Origin of the sequence: Streptomyces sp. NPDC006655 (genome assembly GCF_040703965.1) — a bacterium.
Lineage (GTDB): Bacteria > Actinomycetota > Actinomycetes > Streptomycetales > Streptomycetaceae > Streptomyces.
Genome location: NZ_JBEYJU010000015.1, coordinates 1 through 25,401, shown reverse-complemented (window position 1 = coordinate 25,401; position 25,401 = coordinate 1). Strand labels below are relative to the sequence as shown.

Sequence of the window (25,401 nt, the reverse complement as noted above, 5' to 3'; positions counted from 1 at the left end):
CGTCAGGCCGTGCAGGCGCCGATCAGCAGCCCCGCGAACGCGCCCGCGATCAGGAACGGCCCGAACGCGATCGCCGTCTTGCGCCCGGCCCGCCGCACGACGACGAGCGCACCGCCGTACAGCGCGCCGAACAGGAAACCGGCGAAGGTGCCGAGCAGCACGGTGGGCCAGCCGTACCAGCCGAGGACGGCGCCCGTGCCGAGCGCCAGCTTCACGTCGCCGAAGCCCATGCCGCCGGGGTTGATGAGGAACAGGACCAGGTACCCGGCGCCGAGCGCGAGCGCCGCGTACAGGGAGGTGAGCCAGTCACCGGCGTGCTCGGGGAGCAGGGCGGCCACCCCGAGGAGGGCGACCGCGGCGACCGCGAGGGGGAGGGTGAGCGGGTCGGGGAGGCGCTGGACGCGGAAGTCGACGACCGCGAGGAGGACGCCGACGGGCGCCAGCAGCAGCCAGACCGCGAGTTCGGGGCGGGTGCCGGTGGCGAGGGCCAGGGCACCGCAGACCACGGCGGTGGCGAGGGCCAGGGGGACGGTGCGGGGGCCGTGCACCGCCTTCTCCGGCGCGCACCGTCCGCACCGGCCGCTTCCCACCCATCCCTTGACCGGATGGCCGGCCGGGCAGTTTCTGCGCCACTCCTCCCCCGCCGGTGCCGAGAAGCGGTACACGGCGCGCGGGAGCAGGGTGCCGGCCGCCGTGCCCCAGAGGGCGGCGACGGCCGGCAGGGCGAGGTCCGGAGTGGTGGTCATCCGGTCGCGGCGGCGCCCTCGCGCCAGGTCGGGAGGAGTTCGTCGAGGAGGGCCTCGGTGCGCGGGGGCAGGCCGCGCGCACCGCTGCGGGCGACGAGTTCGGCGGCGAGGGCGCGGACGCGGTCCGCATCGCCGGTGGCGTGCGTGGCGCGCAGCAGCTCGTTCCACAGGCGCTCGTCCGACGGGGCGGTCCGCAGGGCCGCGCCGAGCGCCTCGATGGCCTTCTCCGCCCGGTCCTTCTCCAGGTGGAACGCGGACAGGGCGAGGCCGATGTCGGCGACCAGCAGCGGCAGCTGGGCGTCGACGATCTCATGGGTGAGCCAGCCGTACCGGCCCTCCGCGCGGTCGGCGAGCAGCGGACCGCGCACCAGGACGAGCGCGTCGGTGAGGAGGCGGCCGCGGACCGCGCGGCTGTCGACGCCCTTGCCCTGGGTGGCCTCGTGGTAGAGGGAGCGCAGCACGTCGAGGTCGGACACCACCGACTTGGCGAGCACCAGCCGCCCGGTCGCGTCGGTCCGCAGGCGCGGGCCGCCGTCCGGGTCGGTGCCGAGCCAGCCGCGCAACCGCTCCAGGAGGGCGTCGCGGACGTCCTCCGTCACGCCGCGCGGCCACAGCGCGGACGACAGCACGCGCGGGTGGACGCCCTCGCGGTGCAGGAGGAGCAGCGCGAGCGCCTCGTGGAGCAGGGCGCTGCGGTCCCCGTCCGGGGTGTCGAGGCCGATGATCTCGTACGGCCCGACGAGCCGCGCGTACACCGCGGGACGGCCCTGTTCGCTGATGTCGACCAGGAACGGCGGGGTGGTGGTGGGCCCGTCCGGGTCGTGCTCGGGGTCGGCCTCCACGAACAGCTCGACGACCGCGCGCTGGTGCACGGCGGGCAGCAGCTGGGCCTGGAGTTCGAGGCCGAGCAGCGGGGCGAGCAGCCTGCCGTCCGGGGTGATCTCCATGGCCCAGGCGGCGCCGGGCAGGTCGCCGCTCTCGGTGCCGACGAGGTAGCCGATGCCCAGCCGGGCGGCGTCGGCGGCGAGTTCGGCGAGGCGGACCGCGTCCTCGGCGGACGGCTGGGTGGCGAGCAGCACCAGGTTCGGCGCCCAGCGGGTGTGCTGGGCGGGCCCGGTGCGGCCGGTGAGCACCGACTGGTGGTCGGCGGCGCCGAGCGCGCCGCGGCGCTGCCGGGTCTCGGCCTCCATCGTCTCGAACAACGCGTCCACGTCGTCGAGGTGGCGCAGCCGGCTGGGGGCGAGCGGGGTGAGGTCCGCGCCGAAACCGACCAGGGTGATGGTCATACGGTCGGACCAGCCGTTGGTGGCGAGTTCGGCGGCGACGGAGGCGAACAGGGCGGCCCGGTCGGCCTCCCGGCCGCTCAGCGAGACGATGCCGGGCACGGCCTCCAGGTTGAGCAGCAGCCGCGAGTCGTCCATGGTGCCGAGGCTGACCAGACCCGGGTACGGCGCGGCCGCGTCGGTGTCCTCGTAGCGCTCGGCGTCCGCGCGCGACAGCGTCCAGAACGTCTGGTCCTGGCCGAGCTGCCAGGGCGCGGGCGGTTTGCCGGCCGGCTGCGCCAGTTGCAGGTGCAGGTCGCCGTGGCTGAGCCAGGCCGCGTAGACGACCGGCAGCGAGCGGGACTCGGCGGTGAGGGCGGCGGACAGTCCGCGCAGCGACAGGTCGAGCAGCCGGACGCCCTCCGGGTCCGCACCGACCAGCAGGGCGTCCTGCACGTCCTGGGCGTCGCCGGTCGGGGTGGGCGGCTCCATGCCGCGCCGGCCGCCGACGGCGCCGAGCGCCGACTGCCACAGGGCCTGCCGGCGCCGGCGGCCGAGGGCGGCGAGCAGACCGGCGGCGAGGAGGGGGGCGCCGAGGAGGGCCTCGGGGAGACCGAAGGAGTGGTCGGCGGAGGAGGCGGCGGAGTGGCTTCCCGAATCGTGCGCGGCGGGTGTCGCGGCGTCACCGGCCGCACGGGGGCTCGGCACGGTGATCCGGGCGGTGGCGCCGTCCTGGTCCGCGTGCTGCCCGCCGCCCTGCTGCTGGTGCTGCTCCTGGTGCTGCTGGGCGTGGTCGCCGGTCCTGGCGTAGTCGCCGATCTGCTGCCGGACCTCGGGCGAGACGTGCGCGTCGGGGTTCTCGACGAGTTCTCCGCCGTGCGCGTCGCCGGGCATCTCCATGATCCAGCCGGGGCGGATCAGGCTGGCCTCGGAGAGCCGGGAGCCGTCGGGCTGGACGCGGTCCTTGTTGAGTTCGTAGATCTCCTTGTACCGGCGGCCGTCGCCGAGGTGGCGCTGCGCGATTTCCCACAGCGAGTCGTGGTGGCGGCCCTCGGGCGGCTGGATCCGGTAGTACTTCGTGGTGCCGTGCGCACCCGTGCCGCCGTGCTCCGCCTGGGCCGCGACGTGGCCGGCCTGCTCGGCGAGGGCGGCGGCGGTGCTCCTGGCCTGCTCCTGCTGCTGGGCGAGGATGCCGGGGGTCGCCTGGGCGGCGGCGACCGTGCCCTTCTGGTTCCCCTCCAGGCTGTGGCCGAGCTGCGACAGACCCGGGGTGAAACTGGCGGCGGTGGCGCCCACCAGCAGCAGCGCGGCGACGAGTTGCCGGGCGAGCAGCTGGCTGGGACCGGCGCCGGGGACCCGGCCGGGCAGGCCGACGCCGGAGACGGCGGCCTTGACCTCCACCAGCACGCAGGCCGTGAACTGGGCCCAGGCGAGCCACACGATGACGGTCAGCGCGTTCAGGAAGGTGTCGACGCCGATCGGCTGCGACAGCCAGTCCATGCTGGGGGCGCTGGTCGGCAGGGGCCAGCCGGCGGTCACGGCGAGGGCGCCGGGGACGCCGACGACGAGGACGAGCAGCACCACGAAGGCGAGCAGCGCCTTGACGAAGTCCCCGACCGTACGCCTGCGCACCCGCACCGGCTGCGGGGTCCGGTTCCGCGGACCCGACGGGTTCCCGGTCGGTCTTCCCGTCGAGCCTGATGTGCTGCGTCGCGCCATGGCGGGTGTCCTGGGGTCGTGTGCGGACAGAGTGGGCCGGGGGCGCAGCGAGCCTGCCGAGATCCCCTTGACGATCCTATTGACTGGCACCGACGGCGTCGAAGGGGGAGAGCGCGGAACCACCGCTTCCTCCGCACGTCCCGCACAACTCCCGTCAGCCGTCGACCCGCAGGGCGGACAGCAGGAAGCGGGTGAGGGCGGAGGTGGGGAAGGTGATCGCCGCGACGCCCTCCTCGGCCCTCAACTCCACCACCGTGCGCGCGGTTCCGTAGGGCCGCACCTGGACGTTGCCGAGCGCGGCCGGGGCCGCCAGGCCCTCCTGGAGCAGGGCGCGGGCGAAGGTCCAGGTGACCTCCTCGCCGTCCAGGGAGATCCACGGCGGGAAGACGAAGTGCACCGCCTGCGGGTCGGCCGAGGTGTAGCGGAGCGTCGCGGGCACCGCCACCTCCTGCTCGTCGGCGGTGAGCAGGCGGGCGCCGGTGGGCTGTTCGACGGTGATGGACACAGGAGCTCTCCCGGGGTGCGGTGCGGTGGTGGGCCGTCCTACTCCTCTGAGCGCCTTTCGCCCGTCTCATTACGCGGAAGCCACAGGGAAGTTGAGTGACGTACGTCACTAATTGAGGCACAGGAAACTTTGATTGAAAGTTTCGTCATCTACTCTGACAAACCCTTCCCCAGCCCCTGGCCGGCACCTGGAGCGTTCCGCCATGCCCGACGGTTCCTCTGCAGTCATCAGCACCACCGATTACGCCCGGATCTACGAGGAACAGCAGCCGCGCCTCGTCGCGTACGCCCGCTCCCTCACCAGGAACCCCTGGGTCGCCGAAGACCTGGTCGCCGAGGCGCACTTCCGGGTCTGGCGGCGGCTGGCCGAGGGCCACGAGATCGACAACGTGTCGGCGTACCTGACGACCACCGTCCGGCACCTCGCCTACGCGGCGGGCGGCGCCGTGCGCGAGACGCCCAGGGACCCCCACGCCGACGAGCAGGCGGAGGCCGGCCGGCACGGCGACGACCCGGCCGAACAGGTCTCCTCCGTCGACCTCCTGGTACGGGTCCTCGCCCAACTCCCCGAACGCTGGGTCAAGGCCCTCTGGCTCGCCGAGGCCGAGGGGCAGCCGCTCGCGCAGATCGGGCCGCAACTGGGCACCAAGGAGGGGGCGACCGCGGTACTGCTGCACCGCGCCCGGGAAGGGATGCGGCAGGCCTTCCTGCGCACCCAGACCGGGGCGCCGGACGACCCCGCCTGCCAGGTGCACTGGAGCCGGATGCCCGCGTACGTGCGCGGGGCCGCCACCGAACGGCAGTCCGACCGGCTGCTCGGGCACGTGGACGACTGCGCGGACTGCCGGACCCGGCTCGCCGCCCTGATGCGCGCCAACGACCGGCTCCCCGCCCTCGTCGGCCCCGCCCTGCTGGTCTTCGCGGTCGGCGGTACGGCCGGCCGGTTCCTGCTCACCCTCACCGCCGCCGGGGCCTCGACGGGCGGACACGGCAGCGGGAGCGGGCTGCTGCGCGGGGTACGGCAGGCCGCCGGCTCCGTGGGCACCAAGGCGCCGTTGGCCGTCGCCGCGGGCGCGGTGACCGCCGGCGCCACGGCACTCGTGCTGCTCCTCGGCCCCGGCCACGCCGCCCCCGTCCCCGCCCCGCGAACCCCGGTCGCCGCCGCACCGCTCGCCCAGGCCCCGACGGCCGGGGCACCGGCGGTACCGAGGAGCGGGGATGACGGAGACGGTACGAGCACGAGTGCGGGCGCTCCCGTCCGTACGGCCGTGACCACGGCCGGGAACGGGGGCGGGAACACGGCCGGAAACGGGGCCGGAAACGGGGGCGGGAACGGGGCCGGGAACGGAACCCCCACGCCCCCTGCAACACCCTCGCCCGCACCACCCGTGCCGACCGGGCCCACGCCACCCGTGACATCCGAGCCCACGCCGCCCGCCTCCCCCGACCCCGCCCCCACTCCCCCTCCCTCGACGGAGCCCACGGACCCGGCTCCCTCGACGGGCCCCACCGACCCGGCTCCCCCCACGACAGACCCCACGGACCCCACCGAACCGACCGACCCCGAACCCGTGGAGACCCCGCCCGCCGGTGACCCCTGCCCGCCCCCACACGGCGACGGCCACGGCAACGGCAACGGTGACAGCCACGGTGACGGCAACGGTGACCGTGGCAAGGGGCCCGGTCGCGGCGAGCGGGGCCCCGGACAGCGGCTCCCGCGGGCCTCCGCGCCGTGACCCGCTCGCCGCGGCCGCTCAGCCGACCCCGATCGCGGCGGCCGGTCAGCCGACCTCGTTCTCCGCGGTCGCCTGGCCGTGCACCACGATCGCTCCGCCGTAGAACATGCCCGTGAAGACCGGCTCGTACGTCAACTGGACCTCGACCTGCACCTGCTGTGCGTCGGCGGCGGTGCAGTGGGTGCCCGCGACGTCCGCGGCGGACATGTCCATCTCGCGGGCGAAGGTCTTCACCCGGGCGTCGCAGTCCTGGAAGTTGATCGGCGCGGTGCCCTGCCCCTCGTACAGCGCGTTCAGGTCGATGTCCTGGGCCGCGTACCGGGCCGCCTGTTCGGCGATGTCGGCGGCGCGTTCGCGCTTGGAGATGGACAGGCCGCCGTCGATGACGAACGCCGAGAGCGAGAGGAAGACCAGGGCGAAGATGATGACCGCGCCGGCGCCCGAACCGCGGTCGTCCAGGCGGAGCCGCCGTGCGGTCCACCAACTGCGCAGCACGGCGACGATCATGCCGCCCTCCGGAACGGGTCGAGCGGGGAGGAGAAGCGCGCGGTGAGCGTCGTGGGGATGTCCAGGCCCAGCATGGCGAGCCCCCTGACCTGGCAGCTCACCTCGACGGTGAAGATGCTGTCGGGTGCGAACCCCGCACTGGTCTGCACGACGGAGACCGGTCCCGAGCAGACGTCCGACAGGTCCGCGTCGGCGGCCTTCTGCGCCTCCGACATGGCGGTGGCGTGGTCCTTCTGGATGGAACCGGCACGGGCCGCGTCACGGGCCGCGCCGTCGATCGCGCCCCGGCCGTCCACGAGTTGGCCGAAGGCGACCAGCACGAGGATGAAGAGGATCATGACCGGGGCGAGGATGACGACCTCGACGGTCGACAGCCCCCGGTCGTCCGGCGCTCTGTCCGCTCCGGAGGTCGTCCGGTCGTCCACCACTAGTTGTCCTCCACGAACCGCTCGACCGGCCCCGACGACTGCGCGTGCACCGTCAGGTCCAGGCCCGGGAACACCGTCGGGATGCGGGCGGAGATCTCGACGCCGACCGTGTGCTGTTCCGGCTGGATCATCGTCACGTCCGGCGACAGGACGAGTTGCGGCCCGAGCTGGCTGATGTAGGAGTCGACCACGGCCTGGGCCTCGCCGCGCCAGGCGCCGGGTTCCGCGTCGGCGGTGGCCCGGGCCTTGCGGGCGCCCGCCTGGGCCGCGGCCTGGGCCACGTGGTCGGCGAAGAAGTACAACGCGAACTGCACGGTCGCGAAGATCATGAAGAAGAGGACGGGGGTGAGCAGCACGAACTCGATGGCCGTCATGCCCGAGTCGCCGCGCGCGGCGGCGGCCCGGCGGCGCAGCCAGGCGTTCACGTCCACAAAGACCCCCGTCATCCCCGTTCAGTCCCCGTCGCCGACCCGGTCAGCAGGTCCCGCTCGCGCTGGCACCCTTGATGCAGTTGCCGACCTTGTTGGCGCCGTCGCTCAGCGCGGCGTTGATGATGGCGGCGACGACGCCGACGATCGCGACGACGACCGCGGAGATGATGACCCACTCGACGGCGGAGGCACCGCGGTCGAGTTCGCCGGAGCGGGCCCGCTCCACCCGGGCCTGGAGGAAGGTGACGAGGAAGTCCATCGCCGGGATGCCGGTGCTGAAGCTCCGCCCGGTCAGGTTACGTCCGTTCATGGTGGGTTCTCCCGTTGCGTTGGTCGTGCGATCGAATCGGCAGTTGTCGGAGGTCTCTGGAACAGCTCACACCTGGAACACCCGCATCGCCGCCGGGAAGATCAGGAAAACCAGGAACCCGGCGCACAGCAGCAGCTGGGCGACGAGCATCGACTGGGACTTCTCGCCCGCGCTGCCCTCGATCTCGGCGAGTTCGCGGTGCCGCATCGTCTCGGCGCGGGAGGCGAGGGACTCCCGCACCTTGGCGCCGTCGTCCGCGACCAGGGCGAGGGAGGCCGACAGGTCCTTCAGCTCCTCCACGCCCAGCTCCTCGCCGAGCGCGCCCAGTGCCTGCCACTGGCTGACACCGGTGATCCTGGCGTCGGCGAGGGCGTTGCGGATGCGCTGGTTGGCCCAGCCGTCCGAGACCTCGGCGGCCGCCATCAGGGCCTCGGGCAGACCGCGGCCGCCCGCGAGGCTCATCGACACCAGGTCGAGGTACGCCCCGATGACCCGCCTGAGGTCCCGGCGCTTCTCGGCCGCGTCCCGTCGTACCTCCAGGTCGGGCAGGAAGAAGAACAGGGCCGCGCAGACCAGGGCCAGCCAGACCGGGACGACCGGGCTGCGGCCGAAGCCCATGGTGTAGACGACGGCGAACAGGAACGGGCCGAAGACCAGACCGGCCGCGGCGAGCAGCACCTTGGTCGCGAGGAACTTCTCCCAGCCGCGGTCCAGGACGGCGAGGTCGGCGCGGAGCGAGCGCTGTTCCCAGCCCTGCTGCCGGTAGAACTCGGCGACCCGGTCGCCGACCTGGGCGCGCAGGGAGCCGAACCTGCCGGTGTCCTGGGTCCCTCGGGCGGACTCGTAGGCGGCGCCGCGGGCCCGCATGGCGTCGATCCGGGCGACCTGGGCGACGGCGCTGCGCTTGCTCGGCATGAGGGCGCGGATCAGGGCGTAGACGCCGAGCCCCAGGGTCACGCCGACGACGATGGGCATCGTGAGGTTCACCGGCGCACTCCATCCTCGGTCGGCAACGTCTGCTGACCGCCCTGTCCGGGCCGGCCGGGCTGACCGGGCTGGCCTGGCTGACCGGGCTGGCCTGGCTGACCGGGCTGGCCGGGGGCGGTGCGGGGCGGTCGTACGAACTGGACGGAGGACTGGTCGCGGACCAGGAACCGTTCCGGGGTCTCGATGGTGGACAGCTTGCGCAGCCACCAGAAGCCGAGCGCGAACAGGGCGCAGACCAGGGCCAGTACGAGCTGTCCGACGGCGGTGCCGTACGGCGCCACGAACGCGCGGTTGAAGACGGACAGGCCGAGGACGAACGCGATCGAGACCGCCACGACGATCTGCACCGACCGCCGCGTGGAGGCCCGTTGGGCCATCACGCGCTGGCGCATGTCGACCTCCTCGCGCGCCGACTTGGCGAGCGCGCCGAGCACCTGGCGCAGACCGGGGCCGCGCAGCCGGGCGTTGAGGATGAGGGCGGCCACGATGATGTCCGCGGACGCGTCGTCGATCTCGTCGGCGAGGTGCTGGAGCGCGTCAGGCAGCGGGGTGCGGGCGCGCAGCCGGTCGACGAGGGCGTCGAGGTGCGGCCGCAGCACGGGCGCGGCGGCCCGCGCCGAGGCCGGGATGGCCTGTTCCAGGCCGACCGCGCCGGCGATGGTGTCGCGCAGCGACTCGGTCCAGGAGGCGAGTGCCTCCACCCGCTTCATCGCGGCCCGCTCCTCGGCGGCGCCGCCGAACAGTTTGTCCCAGAAGAAGACGAGGACACCGGCGGCGATGCCGGCCACCGCCCAGCGGGTCAGCAGCAGCACGACGAGCCCGATGATGGCGGCGAGCGAGCCGCGCTGTCCGGCGAACCGGAGGAGTTCGGCGGCCCGTTCGTTGGCCTTCTGCTTCTCGTGGTCGGGTCGGACGGGCAGGCCGCGGATCGCCAGGACCAGCAGCGCCAGTCCGCCGCCGACGGCGACTCCGCAGCCGAGGCCGTAGAGGACCGGGGTGGAGAAGAGCCCGCCCATGGAGCCCAAGGAGTCCAGGTTCATGTCACGTCACCCCCAGGCCCCGTGCGGCTGGTAGCCGTGGGCCATCAGGTCCTCCAGACAGGCTATGGGCGCATGCGGTACGACCCGGCCGTCGTGGGCCTCCGCGAAGACCTCGCTGGACAGCACCCGGCCGTCGACGCCGTTGACCTCGCGGACGGAGGTGACCATGCGCTGGAGGCGGCCGCCGGTCTGGTAGTTGTTGCGCCGCTGGATGAAGACGACGAAGTTCACCGCGCCCGCGATCAGCATCTGGCTGGCCTCGATGGGCAGCCGCTCGGAGGCCTGGAGCGCGTAGGTGGAGATGCGGTTGAAGACCTCGCTGGAGCTGTTGGCGTGGATCGTGGACAGCGAGCCGTCGTTGCCCTGCGACATCGCGTTCAGCATGGTGACGATCTCGTCGCCGAGGACCTCGCCGACGATCACCCGTGAGGGGTTCATGCGCAGGGAGCGCCGGACCAGCTCCGCCATGCTGATGGTGCCCTGACCCTCGGAGTTGGGCAGCCGCTCCTCGAACGCCACGACGTTCGGGTGCAGGTCGGGGAAGGTGTCCAGCCCGAGTTCCAGGGCGCGTTCGACGGTGATGAGCCGCTCGTGCGGCGGGATCTCGTTGGCGAGGGCGCGCAGGAGCGTCGTCTTGCCGGCGTTGGTGGCCCCCGCGATCATGATGTTCTTGCGGGCGCGGACGGCGCAGGCCATGAAGTGCGCGACCTCGGGCGTCAGGGTGCCGTTGCCGACCAGGTCGGAGATGAAGACCTTGCCCATCCGGGCGCGCCGGATGGACAGCGCGGGCCGCCGGGTGACGTCCATGACGGCCGACAGACGCGACCCGTCGGGGAGCCTGAGGTCGAGCTGCGGGTTGGCCGAGTCGAACGGCCGGGACGACAGGCCGGAGTACGCGCCGAGCACCTGGATCAGCTCGATGAGTTCCTCGTCGGTCTCCGCGACGGGATCCCCCTTGGCCTCCCGGCCGTCGCTGTACCCCACGAACACCTGGTCGCACCCGTTGATGTCGATGTTCTCGACCTCGGGGTCGTCGAGCAGCGGTTGCAGCCGTCCCACGCCGAACAGCGCGGCGTGCACGGCGGCGGCGTACTGCTCCTCGGTCTCCGCGTCCAGCGGGGTGCGCCCGGCGTTGATCTCGGAGCGGGCGTACTCCTCCAGGATCTGGGCTATGACCGCGCGGGCGTACTGGCGTTCGTCCTCGGTGGACATCGGCGTCACACCGGACGCCTGGTCCTGGCGGCGCTGCTCGGCGATCCGGTCGCCGGCGTCCTGCCGGAACCGCTTGACCAACTGGTGGTCGACAGCGGTCATCGGCCGGCCCCCGCGTGCGGCGGCTGCGCCGGTACGGTCCAGGAGGCGCCGTACTGCTGCTGGAGGTCGGCGGTGACCTTGCGGGCCGAGCGGATGAGCAGCGACTTGTCGAGGCGTCCGCGCTTCCGGCCGGCCAACTGGTCGGCACCGGCCGGGTCGTCGGCGATGGTGCCGACCACGCGGGCTCCGGTCTGGGCGTGTACGAGCATGTCGTTGACCTGGTTGACCAGCTTGCCGGAACCGGCCGGATCGGCGATCAGGACGACGCCGATCAGCGGGGTGGCGAGGGCCGCGGCGCCGCGCGGACCGCCGTGCAGCTTCTGCGCGAGGGCGGCGGCACGGTCCCGGACCCGGGCGAGCGACTCGGGTTCGGTGCGCGAGACGAGCAGGACCAGGGCGGCGTGCGGGAACAGCTCCACGGCCGGGGTGTCGCCGCTGATCCGCCCGCAGTCGGCGATGACATCGGCGGGGGCGTTCGGGGAGTCGGCGAGGGTGGCGAAGGCGTGCCCGAGGGTGGGCCACAGCCCGGCGAGCCCGGCGGCGTGCTCGGCGATGCCGAGCCCGACCAGCACCTCCAGACCGCCGCTCAACGGCTGGACGTGGTCCCAGAGTTGGTCGGGCACGAGCCCTCGTCGCGCGGTGGCGGCTATGGAGAGCATGCCGGTGTTCGGGTTCAGCGGCCCGCCATGCGCGGCGGCACTGCGGTAGACCAGGTCGCCGCCGGCCGGATCGGCCTCGGCGAGCAGGACCCGGCGCGGCCAGACCGCGGCCAGCGCGACGGCCGCGGTGGTGACGCCGGGGGAACCCTTGTCGGCGGCGATTGCGATGAGCGCCATGGGGTGCGGGCCGCCTTCTAGTTGCCGTTGCCGGGGACGCGAACGAGGGCGACCGAGCCGGTGGCGGCGGCCTGGGCCAGCGCGGCGGCCTCGTCGCTGTTCACGGTGAGGGTGACGGCGAAGTTGGTGCTGCCGACGAGGTCGCCGCTGTTCTTGCCGTCCGGCACATAGCTGACCGTGGCCCGGCCGACGATCGGGGAGCCGCCGCCCGACGAGGAGGACGAGGAGGACGCGGAGGACGAGCCGGAGGAGCCTCCGGTCGAGGAGCCGTTGCTGCTGACGCGGTAGGCGGCGACGACGTCACCCATCTTGAGCCCGGCCGGGTACTGGCCCTCCTTGAGGGAGAGGCCGACCACGGCTTTGCCGGCGGCGAGCGTGCTGCCGCTGCCGAACATCTCACCGACGGCGACGGCGCCCTCCGGGATGGTGTTGCGGGCCTTCAGCTTCTCCAGGCTCGCCAGCTGCGACCACTTGACGTAGTGGATGCTGTCGTCGTCCGCGACCATCACGGAGGTCACGTTGCTGCTGTTCACCGAGGACCCGGCGGGAATATCCGCGGTGATCTTCACGACCTCGATCCGGTTGCCGGCCTGCAGCACGAGCGTCGTCGCGCCCAGCGCGCCGAGCAGGATCAGCAGGACCGCGAGCGCGGCCAGCGCGGGCTTGCGCTCGCGGGGCGCGGTGGGAAGGCGGTCACCGACCGAAGGCTGAGCCGGACCGGCGAAACGACCGGCGCCCGCCCCCGTACGCTCCTGGATCTTCACGCAACCGCTCCCCGTTACACCCAAGACATTGTCTGTCGAGAACCCTGAAACTCTGTCGACGCTTCGAAAACTCTGTCAACGCTTCGAAAGCGGACACTCCACACCAACCACCCCGACTCGGCCGAATACTCGGCCCCAGGGCGAGTGTCAAGCGATCGCACCGTATCAGCCGCACATAAGCCCCTCAAGGCGCGTCCGGACTCCTTGACCTCACTGAAATCGTCGTTGCGATCCGCAACGGCGGTGACCCGTAAGGCGGTTGGGACTCGGGACACATCAAGGGATCCGAGGGTGTGCGCCGGTGAATCCCCCGCACCCCGCTCGTTGCCGGTCCGCAACCGGCTCCGTCACCGTGCGCCCATCAGGCCTGCACGAAGTGCTCACGCCGACGGCCGGTTTCCGACGCCGCGACTAGGATCACGGATCACCCGGCCGGACGACGGATTCCGCCGCCGTGAACCACCCCGAGGAGGACCGGCCGTGACCGTGCCGCAGCGCCGCTCCTGGCAACCCCCGGAGGGCGAGAACCTCGTGGCGCGCGCCCCGGTGTCCTTCGCGACCGGCGCGGCGCACCGGGTCCGGGGCCGGCGCTGGTTCCGCGACACCGAACGGCGCGACATGCAGGTCGAGTTGCCGGGCTGGCCGGAGGGCCCGACCTACCGGCTCAGGTCGTGGACCGGCCCGGTCGTGCGGGCCGTGCTGGGCGTCGCGTTCCTCCTCGGCGTGCTCGCCCTGGCCGTGGTCTCCGGCGGCAACGTGCCCTCCGGCAGCGGCCCCGGCGGCTCCGGCTCGTTGGGCAGCAGCGAGGACCCGGAGAACGAGGAGAGGGACTTCCCGGTGCTGTGGGCGGCCCCCGGCACGATCGCCCGTACCCTCCCCTGGGAACTCGACCCGGCCCGCCGCCCCGACACCGAGGTCACCCACCTGGTACTGACCGACCGTCGGCTCCTGGTCCTCGGCGGACTCCAGGATCCCAGGGAACCCTGGGAAGAAGTCCTCTGGGAGACGGACCTGAGCACGCTCGCCGTCGTCGAACGACGGCCGTTCAGCATCGGCGGCCGGGACTTCAGGATCACCTTCACGGACGGCTCCTGGTGCCGCCTGACGTCACTGGAGGGCGAGCCTCTGGTGAGCCGGCTGACGGCGGGCTGACGAGCACACCGGCCGTCGCCCTCGCGCCCCGCTGGGCCGGGCGCGCCCCTAGCCCGTGACCCGGACGGTCTCCGCCAGCTCGTCGGTCAGTTCGCACAGGGCGTCCGTGTACGCCAACGACCGCCAGGACGTGCGCAGGACGAGTCCCCACGTCTCGTCGGCCCGTATTCCGTACGCGCAGGTCTCCATTACCGTCCCCACCCCGTCTCGGCCGACGTCCCGGACGTACGCGTGCCGGACACGCACCGCCGGGCCCGCGGGCAGCGTCCGGAACTCGGTGTCGGGGGGACGGTAGGAGACGGGGGTGGGGGCGGCGAGGTAGCGCCCGAGAAGGTCGGCGGTCAGGACCGGATGCCCCTCGTCGGCGAGCAGGGCGGACAGTTCGACGCGGGCGACCTCCCCGAGGCGGGGGTCGGGGACGTAGGACAGTGCGCTGACCGGACCGCGCTCACGGGAGTCGGCGGAGGCTTCGCGGAGTTCGGCGGCGAGGGCGTCGAGGAGCTTCGGCTCGTCGTCCGGGCCGACGAGCCGCCGGGCGGTCTCCGCGGCCCAGGCCGCCAGGTCGACGGGGGTGCGCACGGGCAGCGCGACGGCATCCTGCGGGGGCTGCAAGTGAACCGTGGCAGCGGCGAACTCGGGCATCAGGCCATCCATTGCAGGGTGCGGGCGATGGAGTCGAAGAGCGTGAGCAGGGCCTCCACGAGCGGTTCCAGCGGCGGCGTCGTAGGCGTGGAGAAGGACAGCAGCAGCCGCTGATCGCTGTGCGGGACGGCGAGGTAGAAGTCCAGGTGGGCGACGGCGAGCTTGTTGCCGTCGGGGTCGTCGGGGGCGGGCCGACGGAGGTAGCGGTGCCGTACGGAGGGGCTGGCGGGGAGGTCCCCGAGCGTGACGTCGTCGCCGTCGGCAGCGCGGAGGGCGAGGGAGCGGGCGATGTCGGCGAGATCGCCGGGGTCGGTGCCGGGTGACGGCCGCAGGACGGTCACGACCAGACCGGCCGAGACGGGGACCTGGCCGAGGACCTGCTGGACGAAGTACATCTCCACAGCGCCGCCTGCGTGCGCGGCCTCGGCCTGTGCCCGCATCCGCTCCGCGAGAGCGGCCTCCAGCTGCGGGGTCGCCTTCGTACGCCGCAGCCCCCGCTTGACCAGCTTGTCGATGCGGTGCGTCCAACGCTCCGGGCTGTCGAGCACGATCCGCTCCCAGCCTTCGGGGACGGCCAGGCGGTAGTCCGAGGGGGGTGGGACGGGGGTGGCGGCGCGGTCTTTCGTGGTGTCGGTCATACGTCCATCCCGCCCGGCCCGCCGGCCCGGGTGCTCGGCCTCGGGCGCCTGGGGATGAGTGCGACAGCAGTCACCGGCGCGAGGACGAGAACGACGGCGGCCCCGAGGCAGAGGTAGTCGATGATGCCGTTGTCGAGGTCCGACTTGTGTCCGAGGAACGGCCGGTAGTGTCCGGCGGGATCGACTACCGCCTGTGTCCTCGTGCCGACCATGGTCACGTCCGTGCACCACTTGTCGTTGTCGAACACCTGACGGATCGCCCCGTCTGGGAGCTTGACGCGACAGTACAGAGTGGTCACACCGTGAGATCCCCGGTCGACGGCCTTGGCGTACGTGACGGTGGTCTCCTGGCCACGTACCTGGAGGTACCACCGGTCGGCTTGCTGGGACCCGAGCCAGACCAGTACGACGTAGGCGGCCACGACCACCCCCCGTAGGACGGGACCACCACGCCGCAAGGGAGCAGACACTGCCGTCCAGATCACAGCCACGCTCCAGACCAGGCCGACGAACACCGCGTACCTGCCTATGAGATACGTGGACGCCAGGCAGACGGCAACGCCCACGAGGGCTACCAGCGGCAGCCGGATCCAGGGCCAGGCACGGGCGGGGTCGTCCGACGGCTTTCCGCCGTCGATGTCCAGGATGCGCTGAACGCGCCGGGTATGGCCGTCCTCCTCCGCGATCCGCCGCAGCTCCGGCAACCCCAGCCCGACTTCCTCGAATGTGCGTTGCTTGGTCGGCGGGAGTCCGGCGAACAGTTCGTCGACGGTCCGGCCGTCTTTGCGTGTCACGTTCTCTCTACTCTCCTCGCCCTGGCGGGCATTGCGCTGGTCCGGACCCGTCCGGCGACTCAGCCTCCCGCGGCCTTCAGGTGCCCGTTGTAGAAGGGGATTCCATTCGCACCCCAGCCGTCCGTGTGCTTCAAGCCGTCGAAGACATTGGGCTCCAGCCAGGTCGGCTCCCAACTGTGCATGGGTGCCACGTTCAGAACGCCCGCGGCCGTCGGCAGGATCTGGCTCATCTGGTAGAGGACGTTCCGCGTCTGGGCGACGGTCTTGAACTCGGAGCCGGCGAGACCGCCCAGCTTGGGCAGTTCGCCCTTGGCGAGGATCCCGTCGTCCGGTGCCGTCTTGGTGATGGCCTCGCGGATGTCGTTGTAGTACGCCTTGAAGTCGAGGGAATCCTTGACGATCGACCGCATTTTGGGAAGGACACTGTTCGGGCCCTTTGCCAGCGCCTCACCGATCTTGCCAGCTTTCACACCCGTCAGTGCCTCGGCGCTCTCACCGGCCAGTTTCGCGTCCACCCCCAGGTCCCGCAGGGTGAGCAACTGCCGCAAGGCGGCCGATCCACGGGCAGCGGTGGCCGCCTCTTTCGCGGCCGTGCCCAAGATCCGCCCGGCGCCGAAGGAGAGCACGCCGACCACGTCGATGGCGACGTCCAGCCATGTGCCTTTGCCGTCCAGCGCGGAGACCGTGTCGCAGACGAGGGCGACCACGGAGGCGATCAGAGCCAGCGCCCCGAGCACCTCACCGAGGATCGGGACCCAGCTCAGCACCAACGCGAGGACGCAGAGCACGCCGGCGATCGCTCCCGCCCAGTGCCCGACCTCGGCGACCCAGTCCTTCCAGTTGTCCCACCAGTGGTGCGTGGGATCCTTCAGCCCGTCGTGGTCGATGGCGTCCCGGATGGCCTTGGCGGCGTACCCGGCCTGGGTGTCCCGGTAGTCGAGTGCGGCCCGGAGTTCCCGTTTCGCGGCGTCGAGTTCCCCGTCGGAGGCCTCCTTCTGCCGCTTCAGCTTCTGCTTGTCCGGATGGCTGTCGTCCCCGGACGGATGCTGATCGATCTGCTTCTGGTAGTTACTGCTGTCGGCGTCGGCCGCAGCGGCCTTCTTCAGCGCGGCGCGCACCCTGTTCTGCGCGTGGTTGAGGGCGGTGGCCCAGTTCTCCCGGACGGAGTCGGCGATGGGCTCGTACGGCACGGAGGAACCGAGCGCCGCCCCCGCCGCCGCATACCGTTGATGCGACTGGCTCAGCAGCTTGACGGTGTCGCCGGTCTTCGTGGTGAACGCCTTTCCGGCGTCCGAATCCCACCCGTTCCCGTCCACGAGGTTGCTCAGCTTCGCGGCCTGCTCCTCGATCAGCCTGGCGGTGTCGGAGATCCGCTTCCCGAGCCGGGCCACCTCGTACGGATCCCCCGGTGTGAACTCCTTGTCGTCGTACCGGGCCGTCTGCCAGTCGACGCCGGAGAAGTCGTGATCGCTCACTTGTCCCCCGGCTGAGCCTTGACCAGCGCGTCGGCAAGGTGCTGATCAACCCCGTCGTAAGCCTTCGCCGCCTCACCCGCGGTCTTCCCGAGGAACTCCAGCCCGTCACAGAGCTGCTTGCGCTTCTTCTTCCAGTCGTCGGCGAAGTCGCCCAGCGCGTCGGCCACCTCACCGGACCCGATTTCGGAGCCGTACGAGTCGACGAGATCCTTCGCATGTTCAAAGTTGGACTTCAACTTCGCGACAGATCTACTGATCTCCCGCAACTCACTCGTGGACACCTTGACGTGATCCGCCACAACTACCCCCGTGAACACCTGCCTACCGGCCGCCCCGCGAGACGCAGAGAGCCAGGGTCACTCTCTGTCGAGGGTTTTCGGGGCTACAACCAATGGACCGCAAAGGGACTCCCAAGGAGGGGACAGGGCCCAAAGGAATCCGCACCCGCTCACGCCATGCCCGCGCAACCTTCACCAAGCTCCCGCGAACGGCCCGGGACAGGGAAGCTCCACGCCACCACGCCGGGGCCGCCCCCGCCAGAGCTCCTAGAATGCGTCTCGATCACCACACTCACAGCGACGTTCGCGGTGGCGAAATCGGAGACCTCACGGATACCGTCTTCGCTCCTGCCGAACTTCATTCTCACGGGGGAGTCCACAGTGACGCGCCGCACCTTGCCCGTCGCCGCCGCGCTCGCCGCGACCGCAGCCCTGCTGCTGACGGCATGCGGAGGCGGGGACGACAGCTCCAAGGACAACGACAAGATCACGGGGGCCGGTACGGGAGGGTCTGACTCTCCGTCGCCGTCGGCCTCCGCGTCGGCCGCTGACAAGAACACGCCGAGCTTTGCGTTTCCGTCGGACATCACAGTGACGGTTGACCGACAGTCGACCGGTGACGCCACGAAGGACGCGATCCTCCGGGATGTGGCGTACGCGGCCCAGGCCAATATCGAGGCCTTCGGCAAGGGTGATGGCAAAACCGCCAATATGAGCCGCTTCTTCGGTGGGGCTGCCTTCACCTACTGGTCTCAGCGTGTTGCAACCCTCAAGAAGCAGGGCCTCACGCTCACGGGGCACTACCGGTACTACGACTTCGAGGTCACCGACATCGCGAACGGCAAGACTGCGGCGGCCCGCTACTGCGAGGACCAGAGCAAGGCGTACGGCAAGGAAGTCAAAACGAACAAGGTTCTGCGTACCAAGCCGAGCAACAAGGACTTCGTCCTGTACACCCTTCAAGCCGCCCGGGACTCGGCCGGCGACTGGCAGGTCACACAGCAGAACTGGAAGAAGGGGGACTCGGCGTGCGTCCAGGGCTGAGGTCCGGCATGGTTCGGGCCGGCGTCCGGACGGCCGTGGCCGTAGGCCTCCTCGTGATGCTGGGAACCGGATTCCCAGCCTACGCCGGTGACCCCAAGACAGGGGATGACACGGGAACCGGCGGACAGCCTCCCGCCGACCCGAGCGGGAACTCGGAGGCCAACTCCGGCGCCGATTCCAGCGCCAACTCGGGCGCCGGCACCATCGGCGCCCACATCCGCATCAACCAGAAAACGACCGGATCGTCCGCCTCCACGGCGACCGCCACCTCCTCGAACGCCAACTGGAAGCCCCCCGTCTGCTGGTACGAGCCGATGTACACGCCGGACGAGTACGAGGAGTTCATCAAGTCCTCCTACAAGGGCGCCCAGGAGCCGGCCGCGAGCTACGCCGAGAAACGCGCCGCCGAGGACTACCACAAGGGCGACAAGGGCCTCTGGTGGCAAGTGCAGTTCCGGAACGACAGCTACACCGACGCCTGTCCCGTGACCCCCGCAAACTGGGAGATCTGGGTCCCGCCCGCCCAGCCGAAGGCAGACCCCAACCAGCTGACGCCGGAGATCCTGTCCGGACTCGCCTACAACTCCACGAAGTTGCCGAAGCCACCCGTGGTACTGAGTCCCAGCCCCGACCGGCTCAAGGTGAACCTCGGGACGCGGGTGAAGCTGAACGGCGACTTCGACCGGGTCTGGACGACCGCCAGCATCAACTACAAGGGCGTCCAGATGGCCGCGACCACCGTGGCGACTCCTGTGGCCCTGCACGTCGAGGCGGGCACGCCGGACGCCGATCCGGGAACCTGCACATACGACCTGGTGAAGGGCGACAAGGGTTACACGGTCGACAGCAAGGACGCGGCCTGCAACGTCACCTACCGCCGTTCGTCCGGAACCGGCACCTACCCCTTCAAGGCGTCGATCACCTGGAAGGTGACCTGGACGGCCTCGGCCGACCCCGACGGCCCCGCACAACAGCCGGCCCTGCCCGACGGCCTGTCCACGTATGAGCAGAACGTGACCGTGAAGGAAATCCAGGCGGTCAACCGCTGACGAGACGCGAGCGGCCCGCCGAGTTCCGGCTTCGGGCCGCTTGAGGAGACCGGAATCCGACATGACTGACCTGCGCCTCGAAGACACGATCTTCCAGGACCTGAAGAAGACCTTCTCGTCCATCAGCGACCGCATGGAGACCACCCGCCGCGCTCTCCGCAGCGCGGACGCCTCGGCAGTCGGTGAGAAGCGGCTCATCGAAGACGTCCAGGACTTCGCCGACGACTGGGGTTACGGCATCAAGCAGCTCGGCAAGCACACCCAGGGCGCCGTGAAGATGATCAACAAGATCGGCGAGAGCTTCGACAAGCTCGACCTGGACCTGGCCGAGTCCCTCAAGGCTCCGAAGCAGAAGGGCACGTGACGTGGCTGGGCAACGGCCTGCCTTCCCCCACATAGGCTGGGACCCCACACCGGGAAGCGTGGAGGACACCCGAGACCTCGCCAAGCAGCTCGGCAAGCTGGCCGGCGAGCTGGGAACGGCACTGAGCGAGCTGGAACGCATCGAGACCGGTGCCTGGAAGGGCAAGACCGCGATCGCCTTCAGCGAGTACGTCGGCCAGGACGTCACCCCTCTCATCCGCAAGAGCCACGAGTCCTTCGACAAGGCCTCGCGTGCCCTGCACCGCTGGGCAGGCGACCTCCAGGACTTCCAGGACCGCGCGGACCGGCTGGAGAAGAGCGCCGGGGAAAAACTCGATGCCGAGTCGCAGGCCCGAGCAAAGGCCGACAGCAAGGGCAGCACGGATCTCGCGAAGGCCTCCAGCGCGGTGGACGGGGTCATCCAGAAGGTCCATGAACTGGAGGCGGATTACCGGGCGGCAGCCCGTCAGGTCAGCAAGGAGCTCGACATGGCCGGCGACATCGCGCCCGACGAGCCGGGCTTCTGGGACAAACTCGGCAAGGGTATCGAGGGTGCCTGGGACGCCACCGGCGACTGGATCAAAGATCACGCGGACGTCTTCAAAGCGATCGGCGACCTTCTCAGCCTGGCCAGCGGTGTACTGGGACTCCTCGCCATCATCACCGCTCCCTTCGAACCCATAGGCGCCATCTTCGCCGCCGCAGCGATGATTACGAGTGGCGCAGCCCTCCTGACCCATCTGGTCGCCAAAGCAGCTGGCGCGGACGTCAGTTGGACCGAGATCGGATTCGACGCCCTCGGTGTCCTGCCAGGCGTCAAGGGGCTCACGGGCAGCGCAGAACTCGCGAAGGGCGCAAACGCGGCCGCACGGGCCGCAGAGCTCGGCGAGGGCTACCGCGGCGTAACCAGCGTCGGGAAGGCATTTGTTCTCTTCGGTCCCATCAAAGCGGTGCCCATGGTGAAGCTGGGTGAAGGCGGCAGCCGACTGACCTTGGCGGTCGAAAGCGGATTGCAGAATATTCGCAAGGGTCAGTTTCTCGGCACCCAGGGCATCAACTTGGTGTCGGGTTTGAAGTTCGTCAAGGGGGCCGACGCAATCGCCCCCATGGGCAGGGCGGGCCGCATCATCGATGGTTCGATCAAGGGCGCCCTCGACGCCTACAAGGTGCATACCATCGCAACAAGTGACTTTGGGGGCTGAGCGCCGTTCATGAACACCCCTGAGACACTCCAGGATCTGACCATCGAGGGCGCCGTACTGCCCCCGATGGCCTTCCGGCTACCCGACGGTATGCACGCGATCGAGGTTTCACTCGATGCTGACGAGCGGGCACAGGCGGCACAGCAACTCGTCCGCGAGATCTATCCACGTGGTGAAGTACCCCTGTGGGAAACCATGGGTTCGCTGTACAGCGCCATGGCCGATCAGATGCTCGCGAGCGGGGTCGGTTTCTTCGGTATCGGACTCTACGGGCTGGAGGACGACAGAGGCGTAGCACACTGCTCGCTCACCATCGCGGCCTTCGAGTCCGGTGAGACGGATCAGGAAGTCGTCGCGCAGGGCATCAAGGCACTCTTGCTCCGGGACCCCTTGCGCGAGGTGACCTGGCTGGATCTCCCGTGCGGGCCGGCGGTCTGCGGAGTCAGCTTCCAGAAACTTGTCGTGGACGGCGGATACACGAAGTCCGGCCAGGACGAGGAACTCATCATGGGACAAATCCAGGTACACATCCCGTTCGCAACGGGTCCGTACACCGCTGTGTTTACCCTGGACACGGCTTCAGTGGAACAGTGGGATGAGTTCGCACACGCCGTCGCGGGAATCGTCGGCTCGGTGGAATTCCCGCCCTCGACCGCTCCTGCCGGTCTTCCCGACTGACCGAGTTGTGTTCCTCCGTGGAGAGATGACGTACTGATGGACTGGTATCCCGAAGCCGACGAGGACCTGCTGATCAGGACCGCGGCCAAATTCGCCACCGGCATCTCACCGGCTGTCTCCGGATCCCGCTGGTTCAGAGATCTCGATCGCAACGACATCCAGCAGGAACTGCGTGACTGGCCTGCGGGTCCGAGCTACACCCTGCGTACGACTGGCGACCGTGTCGCGCAACGCACCGGCCGCGCCTTCGCCGTCGGGATTCCACTGATCGCCAACCTCATCGCGAACATCGGCGGAGCCGCCGGCTCGCCCTTCGGCGATGTACCCGTGCGTGGAAGGCCGGAGGAACCGGAGAACGAGGTCGAGGACTTTCCCGTCATGTGGGCCGCGCCCGACACTCTGGCGCGGACCGTGCCCTGGCAACTGGATCCGGCGCGCCGCCCCAAGGGCTATGCCACCGACCTCGCCCTGACGAGTCGGCGTCTGCTCTTTCTCGGTACCCGAACAGGCACCTTGGACAAAGCCGACGTGCTCGCGGAATTCCCTCGCGATTCTCTCGCCGGAGCACGACGGATGACATTCAGCGAGGCCGAAGCCGACGTACGGCTCAACTTCGTGGACCAGTCCTGGATCCGCCTGTTCACCGGCAATCCCGACAGCGCCGAGCGGCTGTGCCAGCTACTCTCCGGAGCCGTCCACACCGTCGCCGAAAGCGAGTTGTCCCCAGGCCAGCGTGCCCGGCTGACGCGATTCCTCGGCGAACTCCCGAGCCGTTCCCAGCCCCCGGTCATCACCCGGCTCCGGAGCGGGATCGTCATGGTGGAGGTGAGTGTGCCCTCGAAGGCAGCCAAGGACGTTCACGAGACCCACTCCATCCTCATGGGTCCCTCCGGAGAAGCAGCGGCGCCGAAGCCGGGCGATCTGTAACGAGGTACGCATCCGAGGGCGGACGGCAACAGTATCGGCCACCCGCCACCTATCAGCGTCGAGTGACCGACGCAGCTCAAGGAAAGCCAAAGAGGCCGCGCGACACACCGCGGCCTCTTCAGTTGTCCGAATCGCTCTCCTTCTCTGCGTCAGCCGTTGGCTGTTGGACCACGAAGGACCCCTTGCCGCGCACTGTGACGATGAGGCCGCGCTCGCGCAGTTCCTGTGCGGCGCGACGTGCGGTGAGACGGGCTACGCCGTACTCGTCGGCAAGATGGTTTTCGGAGGGGATAGGCCTGTCCGGCGCCAGATCTCCGGACGCGATCTTCCCAGCGATGACATCGGCCAGCTGAACGTAGAGCGGTCGGGCACTCATCGGGTCCAGCGGGGTCACAGATTCTTCCGAATCGCTCATGCGTACAACGTAGAGCGGTACTGACCTGCCCGATCGTGTGGATCCCTCTGCACTTGTATGCAGAGGGCTATATACCGGTGTAGCTTCCAAGACGACAGACCCCGGCGAGGTGGCTAGACCTCCCGGGGCACGGCCAACGCTTGTAAGGAGCGTCGACATGCATGACCTTATCCCTCACGCCCTCCAATGGCTGCGCCTCCTCTTCGCCCCCGGTACCGGGAAACGGCGCCGCCGCCCTCGCCGTCCGCCCTTCCCCCACCTGCACCTCACCCTTGTACGCTGCCCCCTCACCGCCGAGCCCTCGAACCTCCCCCACCACCGGTCGCCGTACGGCCTGGCCACCCTCCTCGACGGCACCGACTCAGCCCTGGTCCACCCCTGCATCACCGCGCGCGAGCGCGAGGCCGCCCTCCAGCAGCGCCGGCGGCTCGCCCTCCTACTGGCCGCCGACTTCGGGATCGACCTCGACCAGCACGTGATCGGCTCGCCGGAGGTGGCTGCGTAATGGAACAGGCAGACAGCCCCGCACACACTCCGACCTCCCTCCGCCTCCTCCCCTGGCCCACCCCCGAGGGCAAGCCGTGCTACCTGGTCACGGACAACAGCGGCGGCTACCTCTCCCGCCTCGCCGACGACCTGGAAGCCACCCAGCTCGCCACCGGCACCGATGTCCTTGCCCACGCCCGCCAGGTGCTCGACGACCCGATGTCGCCGTACGCCGAGGTCCGCTACGCCGGCATCCGTCTCACCGAGTGCCTCACCGACGCGCTGCGGGTCGCCGAGTCCCGGGGTATGCGCGTGATCGGAGCCAGGGACACGGAGGATGACGAAGGCACGCACGAGGAGGCGCGACGGAACGGAGGGAACGGACTACGGTCGTAGGCGCGACGCGTCGACTGTCCTGAGTGCGCCGTGTGCTATCCACCCGTGGTCGGCGCACTCCGGTTCCTCGACGCCGCCCATCGGCGTACGGCCGTCCACCGGCCCGAGGCGCGAGGCACGACAGCGCTACGGAGTTCCCCACTCACAGCACCCCGACAACAGCGTCCGAACGCATCCGGGCCGGATTCCGTTCGGGCACGATCAGGACACAGGTCACGTCCCCCGCCACCCCATCCGCCCAGCATTAGCACCATTCGCAGGGAAGTTCGCGCTGGCGAGACCGAGAACCGCCCCGATACCGTCAGGCCTCTTGAATGGACTTTTGTCTCACGGGGAGTTCACTGTGAAGCGCCGTACTTTGCCCGCCGCTGCCGCACTGGCGGCAACGGCAGCACTGCTGTTGACCGCCTGCGGCAGTGGGAACGACAGGGCCAGCGAGAACGACAAGATCGCCGGCGCCGGTCTCCTCCGCACATGAGCAGAAAGACCCTGGCCGAGCGAGTACGGGACCGTCTCGACGTTCCTGCGGACGCTGCCGCCTGGTGCAGGATCGGGAAGATCCCGACACCTCCGGAGGACGTGCACCGGGCGGCAGGTGGCGGACCGCTACGGCCCGCCGTCATACGCCCGCTGGGCGCGCTCGGCATACTGCTCGGCGGCCTCTTCTACCCTCTGTTGATGCTTCTCGTCTTCCTCTCGGTACTTGAGGAGAGGATGGAGCGGCTGCTGGGCCCGGAGTCGGAGCGGGCCAGGGCGCGGGGCAAAGACCGCGAGGCCAAGGAGGGAAAGGCAGCCCTCCACGCTCACGGCCTCGACCAGATCTTCGACGGCGACTGGACCGGGTCGGCCGGCCAGTTCCTGCTCTCCTGGTATAGCCACTCTCCGCATCACAACCGAGTCCTCGTCCTGGCCCAGGGCTGCATCGTCCTGATGGCCCCGCCCAAGCGCGTGTCCGTCCGGCAGGAAGCGCGGTTGCGAGTCGTCGCCGAACTCCCCACTGCAGAGGTAGTGGTGGAGGATCCTCTTGCCGGATCGCATGCGACTGATCGACTGCGCATCCGGTTCAGCGACGGTTCATGGCTCGTGGTTATCACCGAGGAGACCCCTAGCGACGTGCATATGCACGTGACGCGGCGGCCTCGGCCAGGCAGCCGACGACGCGCATCCGCTGACTAGTGCCACCGGGTGCGTTTCAAATGTGCTGGTCATAGCCATTCGTTGATGGCTGCGACCAGCACGGTCGCCTCGTAGCGGACCGCCAACTTGTCGTACCTTGTG

General features: G+C 70.3%; 29 protein-coding genes. 11 read left to right on the top strand and 18 right to left on the bottom strand.

Going from position 1 to position 25,401, the window contains the following annotated elements:
• Positions 1–2 precede the first annotated feature (2 nt).
• The 3 genes from AB0958_RS11645 to AB0958_RS11635 form a co-directional block, all read right to left on the bottom strand.
• Entirely contained in the window at positions 3–746 is a 744-nt protein-coding gene (locus AB0958_RS11645) for an A24 family peptidase (RefSeq protein ID WP_366890186.1), read from the bottom strand.
• On the bottom strand, positions 743–3,727 hold the full coding sequence (locus AB0958_RS11640; RefSeq protein WP_366890185.1) for a BTAD domain-containing putative transcriptional regulator: 2,985 nt from the start codon (positions 3,725–3,727) through the stop codon (positions 743–745). The genes AB0958_RS11645 and AB0958_RS11640 overlap by 4 nt, the downstream gene beginning before the upstream one ends.
• 154 nt (positions 3,728–3,881) lie before the next feature.
• Positions 3,882–4,232, bottom strand: a complete 351-nt coding sequence (locus AB0958_RS11635) for an SsgA family sporulation/cell division regulator (RefSeq protein ID WP_358981245.1) — start codon at positions 4,230–4,232, stop codon at positions 3,882–3,884.
• Between the two features lie 202 nt (positions 4,233–4,434).
• Between AB0958_RS11635 and AB0958_RS11630 the strand changes: the two genes are divergently transcribed.
• Positions 4,435–5,967, top strand: a complete 1,533-nt coding sequence (locus tag AB0958_RS11630) for a sigma-70 family RNA polymerase sigma factor (RefSeq protein WP_366890184.1) — start codon at positions 4,435–4,437, stop codon at positions 5,965–5,967.
• 45 nt (positions 5,968–6,012) lie between these two features.
• Here the strand turns inward: AB0958_RS11630 and AB0958_RS11625 are convergent, their stop codons facing one another.
• The 9 genes from AB0958_RS11625 to AB0958_RS11585 form a co-directional block, all read right to left on the bottom strand.
• Positions 6,013–6,474: a pilus assembly protein TadG-related protein gene (locus AB0958_RS11625; RefSeq protein WP_358981243.1), complete on the bottom strand. Its 462-nt coding sequence runs from the start codon at positions 6,472–6,474 to the stop codon at positions 6,013–6,015.
• Positions 6,471–6,899 carry a TadE/TadG family type IV pilus assembly protein gene (locus tag AB0958_RS11620; protein WP_366890183.1) on the bottom strand — a complete coding sequence of 143 codons (429 nt, stop codon included), beginning with the start codon at positions 6,897–6,899 and terminating at the stop codon, positions 6,471–6,473. The genes AB0958_RS11625 and AB0958_RS11620 overlap by 4 nt, the downstream gene beginning before the upstream one ends.
• 2 nt (positions 6,900–6,901) lie before the next feature.
• Complete coding sequence (locus tag AB0958_RS11615; protein ID WP_366890182.1) at positions 6,902–7,348, bottom strand: TadE family protein; 447 nt, start codon at positions 7,346–7,348, stop codon at positions 6,902–6,904.
• Between the two features lie 28 nt (positions 7,349–7,376).
• Positions 7,377–7,628, bottom strand: coding sequence for a hypothetical protein (locus AB0958_RS11610; protein WP_358981298.1), 252 nt, complete (start codon positions 7,626–7,628; stop codon positions 7,377–7,379).
• A gap of 81 nt (positions 7,629–7,709) precedes the next feature.
• On the bottom strand, positions 7,710–8,630 hold the full coding sequence (locus AB0958_RS11605) for a type II secretion system F family protein (RefSeq protein ID WP_366890181.1): 921 nt from the start codon (positions 8,628–8,630) through the stop codon (positions 7,710–7,712).
• A complete protein-coding gene (locus AB0958_RS11600) occupies positions 8,627–9,670 on the bottom strand; it encodes a type II secretion system F family protein (RefSeq protein WP_366890180.1) in 1,044 nt (347 codons plus the stop codon). The genes AB0958_RS11605 and AB0958_RS11600 overlap by 4 nt, the downstream gene beginning before the upstream one ends.
• A 6-nt stretch (positions 9,671–9,676) precedes the next feature.
• Positions 9,677–10,984, bottom strand: coding sequence for an ATPase, T2SS/T4P/T4SS family (locus AB0958_RS11595; RefSeq protein WP_366890179.1), 1,308 nt, complete (start codon positions 10,982–10,984; stop codon positions 9,677–9,679).
• The gene (locus AB0958_RS11590) at positions 10,981–11,820 is read right to left on the bottom strand and encodes a hypothetical protein (RefSeq protein ID WP_366890178.1); all 840 of its coding nucleotides are present in this window, start codon (positions 11,818–11,820) and stop codon (positions 10,981–10,983) included. Before AB0958_RS11590 ends, AB0958_RS11595 begins: the two co-directional genes overlap by 4 nt.
• Positions 11,821–11,837: 17 nt before the next feature.
• Positions 11,838–12,584, bottom strand: a complete 747-nt coding sequence (locus tag AB0958_RS11585) for a hypothetical protein (RefSeq protein ID WP_366890177.1) — start codon at positions 12,582–12,584, stop codon at positions 11,838–11,840.
• Positions 12,585–13,064: 480 nt separating this feature from the next.
• Between AB0958_RS11585 and AB0958_RS11580 the strand changes: the two genes are divergently transcribed.
• The gene (locus AB0958_RS11580) at positions 13,065–13,736 is read left to right on the top strand and encodes a hypothetical protein (protein WP_366890176.1); all 672 of its coding nucleotides are present in this window, start codon (positions 13,065–13,067) and stop codon (positions 13,734–13,736) included.
• 48 nt (positions 13,737–13,784) lie between these two features.
• On the opposite strand, the gene AB0958_RS11575 is transcribed toward AB0958_RS11580, so the two are convergent.
• From AB0958_RS11575 to AB0958_RS11555, 5 genes are read right to left on the bottom strand one after another with little or no spacing between them, the layout of a single operon-like run.
• The gene (locus AB0958_RS11575; RefSeq protein WP_366890175.1) at positions 13,785–14,378 is read right to left on the bottom strand and encodes a hypothetical protein; all 594 of its coding nucleotides are present in this window, start codon (positions 14,376–14,378) and stop codon (positions 13,785–13,787) included.
• Positions 14,378–15,016 (bottom strand): hypothetical protein, encoded by a 639-nt coding sequence (locus AB0958_RS11570; RefSeq protein WP_366890174.1) that lies wholly within the window; start codon positions 15,014–15,016, stop codon positions 14,378–14,380. The genes AB0958_RS11575 and AB0958_RS11570 overlap by 1 nt, the downstream gene beginning before the upstream one ends.
• Positions 15,013–15,810: a hypothetical protein gene (locus tag AB0958_RS11565; protein WP_366890173.1), complete on the bottom strand. Its 798-nt coding sequence runs from the start codon at positions 15,808–15,810 to the stop codon at positions 15,013–15,015. Before AB0958_RS11565 ends, AB0958_RS11570 begins: the two co-directional genes overlap by 4 nt.
• 59 nt (positions 15,811–15,869) lie before the next feature.
• The gene (locus AB0958_RS11560; protein WP_366890172.1) at positions 15,870–17,285 is read right to left on the bottom strand and encodes a hypothetical protein; all 1,416 of its coding nucleotides are present in this window, start codon (positions 17,283–17,285) and stop codon (positions 15,870–15,872) included.
• A complete protein-coding gene (locus AB0958_RS11555) occupies positions 17,282–17,584 on the bottom strand; it encodes a type VII secretion target (protein ID WP_366890171.1) in 303 nt (100 codons plus the stop codon). The genes AB0958_RS11560 and AB0958_RS11555 overlap by 4 nt, the downstream gene beginning before the upstream one ends.
• A 360-nt stretch (positions 17,585–17,944) precedes the next feature.
• Here AB0958_RS11555 and AB0958_RS11550 point away from each other — a divergent pair, with 360 nt between their 5' ends.
• The 6 genes from AB0958_RS11550 to AB0958_RS11525 all read left to right on the top strand — a co-directional run bounded on the left by AB0958_RS11550 (position 17,945) and on the right by AB0958_RS11525 (position 22,826).
• On the top strand, positions 17,945–18,607 hold the full coding sequence (locus tag AB0958_RS11550; RefSeq protein ID WP_366890170.1) for a hypothetical protein: 663 nt from the start codon (positions 17,945–17,947) through the stop codon (positions 18,605–18,607).
• 56 nt (positions 18,608–18,663) lie between these two features.
• A complete protein-coding gene (locus AB0958_RS11545) occupies positions 18,664–19,656 on the top strand; it encodes a hypothetical protein (RefSeq protein WP_366890169.1) in 993 nt (330 codons plus the stop codon).
• A gap of 61 nt (positions 19,657–19,717) precedes the next feature.
• Complete coding sequence (locus AB0958_RS11540) at positions 19,718–20,020, top strand: hypothetical protein (protein ID WP_366890168.1); 303 nt, start codon at positions 19,718–19,720, stop codon at positions 20,018–20,020.
• Positions 20,021–20,078: 58 nt separating this feature from the next.
• A complete protein-coding gene (locus AB0958_RS11535) occupies positions 20,079–21,221 on the top strand; it encodes an enoyl-CoA hydratase/isomerase family protein (protein ID WP_366890167.1) in 1,143 nt (380 codons plus the stop codon).
• 9 nt (positions 21,222–21,230) lie between these two features.
• Entirely contained in the window at positions 21,231–21,899 is a 669-nt protein-coding gene (locus tag AB0958_RS11530; protein WP_366890166.1) for a hypothetical protein, read from the top strand.
• 36 nt (positions 21,900–21,935) lie between these two features.
• Positions 21,936–22,826 carry a hypothetical protein gene (locus AB0958_RS11525; RefSeq protein ID WP_366890165.1) on the top strand — a complete coding sequence of 297 codons (891 nt, stop codon included), beginning with the start codon at positions 21,936–21,938 and terminating at the stop codon, positions 22,824–22,826.
• Between the two features lie 118 nt (positions 22,827–22,944).
• Here the strand turns inward: AB0958_RS11525 and AB0958_RS11520 are convergent, their stop codons facing one another.
• Entirely contained in the window at positions 22,945–23,241 is a 297-nt protein-coding gene (locus tag AB0958_RS11520; protein ID WP_366890164.1) for a GntR family transcriptional regulator, read from the bottom strand.
• 157 nt (positions 23,242–23,398) lie between these two features.
• On the opposite strand from AB0958_RS11520, the gene AB0958_RS11515 reads away from it, so the two are divergent.
• From AB0958_RS11515 to AB0958_RS11505, 3 genes are all read left to right on the top strand, one after another.
• Entirely contained in the window at positions 23,399–23,746 is a 348-nt protein-coding gene (locus AB0958_RS11515; RefSeq protein WP_366890163.1) for a hypothetical protein, read from the top strand.
• Complete coding sequence (locus tag AB0958_RS11510; RefSeq protein WP_366890162.1) at positions 23,746–24,123, top strand: hypothetical protein; 378 nt, start codon at positions 23,746–23,748, stop codon at positions 24,121–24,123. Before AB0958_RS11515 ends, AB0958_RS11510 begins: the two co-directional genes overlap by 1 nt.
• A 474-nt stretch (positions 24,124–24,597) precedes the next feature.
• Positions 24,598–25,299, top strand: a complete 702-nt coding sequence (locus AB0958_RS11505; protein ID WP_366890161.1) for a hypothetical protein — start codon at positions 24,598–24,600, stop codon at positions 25,297–25,299.
• Positions 25,300–25,401 lie beyond the last annotated feature (102 nt).

Coding starts and splice junctions, on each gene's coding strand:
- AB0958_RS11645 (WP_366890186.1), bottom strand. CDS start 746: ATGACCACCACTCCGGACCTCGCCCTGCCGGCCGTCGCCGCCCTCTGG.
- AB0958_RS11640 (WP_366890185.1), bottom strand. CDS start 3,727: ATGGCGCGACGCAGCACATCAGGCTCGACGGGAAGACCGACCGGGAAC.
- AB0958_RS11630 (WP_366890184.1), top strand. CDS start 4,435: ATGCCCGACGGTTCCTCTGCAGTCATCAGCACCACCGATTACGCCCGG.
- AB0958_RS11625 (WP_358981243.1), bottom strand. CDS start 6,474: ATGATCGTCGCCGTGCTGCGCAGTTGGTGGACCGCACGGCGGCTCCGC.
- AB0958_RS11615 (WP_366890182.1), bottom strand. CDS start 7,348: ATGACGGGGGTCTTTGTGGACGTGAACGCCTGGCTGCGCCGCCGGGCC.
- AB0958_RS11600 (WP_366890180.1), bottom strand. CDS start 9,670: ATGAACCTGGACTCCTTGGGCTCCATGGGCGGGCTCTTCTCCACCCCG.
- AB0958_RS11595 (WP_366890179.1), bottom strand. CDS start 10,984: ATGACCGCTGTCGACCACCAGTTGGTCAAGCGGTTCCGGCAGGACGCC.
- AB0958_RS11590 (WP_366890178.1), bottom strand. CDS start 11,820: ATGGCGCTCATCGCAATCGCCGCCGACAAGGGTTCCCCCGGCGTCACC.
- AB0958_RS11575 (WP_366890175.1), bottom strand. CDS start 14,378: ATGCCCGAGTTCGCCGCTGCCACGGTTCACTTGCAGCCCCCGCAGGAT.
- AB0958_RS11570 (WP_366890174.1), bottom strand. CDS start 15,016: ATGACCGACACCACGAAAGACCGCGCCGCCACCCCCGTCCCACCCCCC.
- AB0958_RS11545 (WP_366890169.1), top strand. CDS start 18,664: ATGCTGGGAACCGGATTCCCAGCCTACGCCGGTGACCCCAAGACAGGG.
- AB0958_RS11540 (WP_366890168.1), top strand. CDS start 19,718: ATGACTGACCTGCGCCTCGAAGACACGATCTTCCAGGACCTGAAGAAG.
- AB0958_RS11530 (WP_366890166.1), top strand. CDS start 21,231: ATGAACACCCCTGAGACACTCCAGGATCTGACCATCGAGGGCGCCGTA.
- AB0958_RS11525 (WP_366890165.1), top strand. CDS start 21,936: ATGGACTGGTATCCCGAAGCCGACGAGGACCTGCTGATCAGGACCGCG.
- AB0958_RS11520 (WP_366890164.1), bottom strand. CDS start 23,241: ATGAGCGATTCGGAAGAATCTGTGACCCCGCTGGACCCGATGAGTGCC.
- AB0958_RS11515 (WP_366890163.1), top strand. CDS start 23,399: ATGCATGACCTTATCCCTCACGCCCTCCAATGGCTGCGCCTCCTCTTC.
- AB0958_RS11510 (WP_366890162.1), top strand. CDS start 23,746: ATGGAACAGGCAGACAGCCCCGCACACACTCCGACCTCCCTCCGCCTC.
- AB0958_RS11505 (WP_366890161.1), top strand. CDS start 24,598: ATGAGCAGAAAGACCCTGGCCGAGCGAGTACGGGACCGTCTCGACGTT.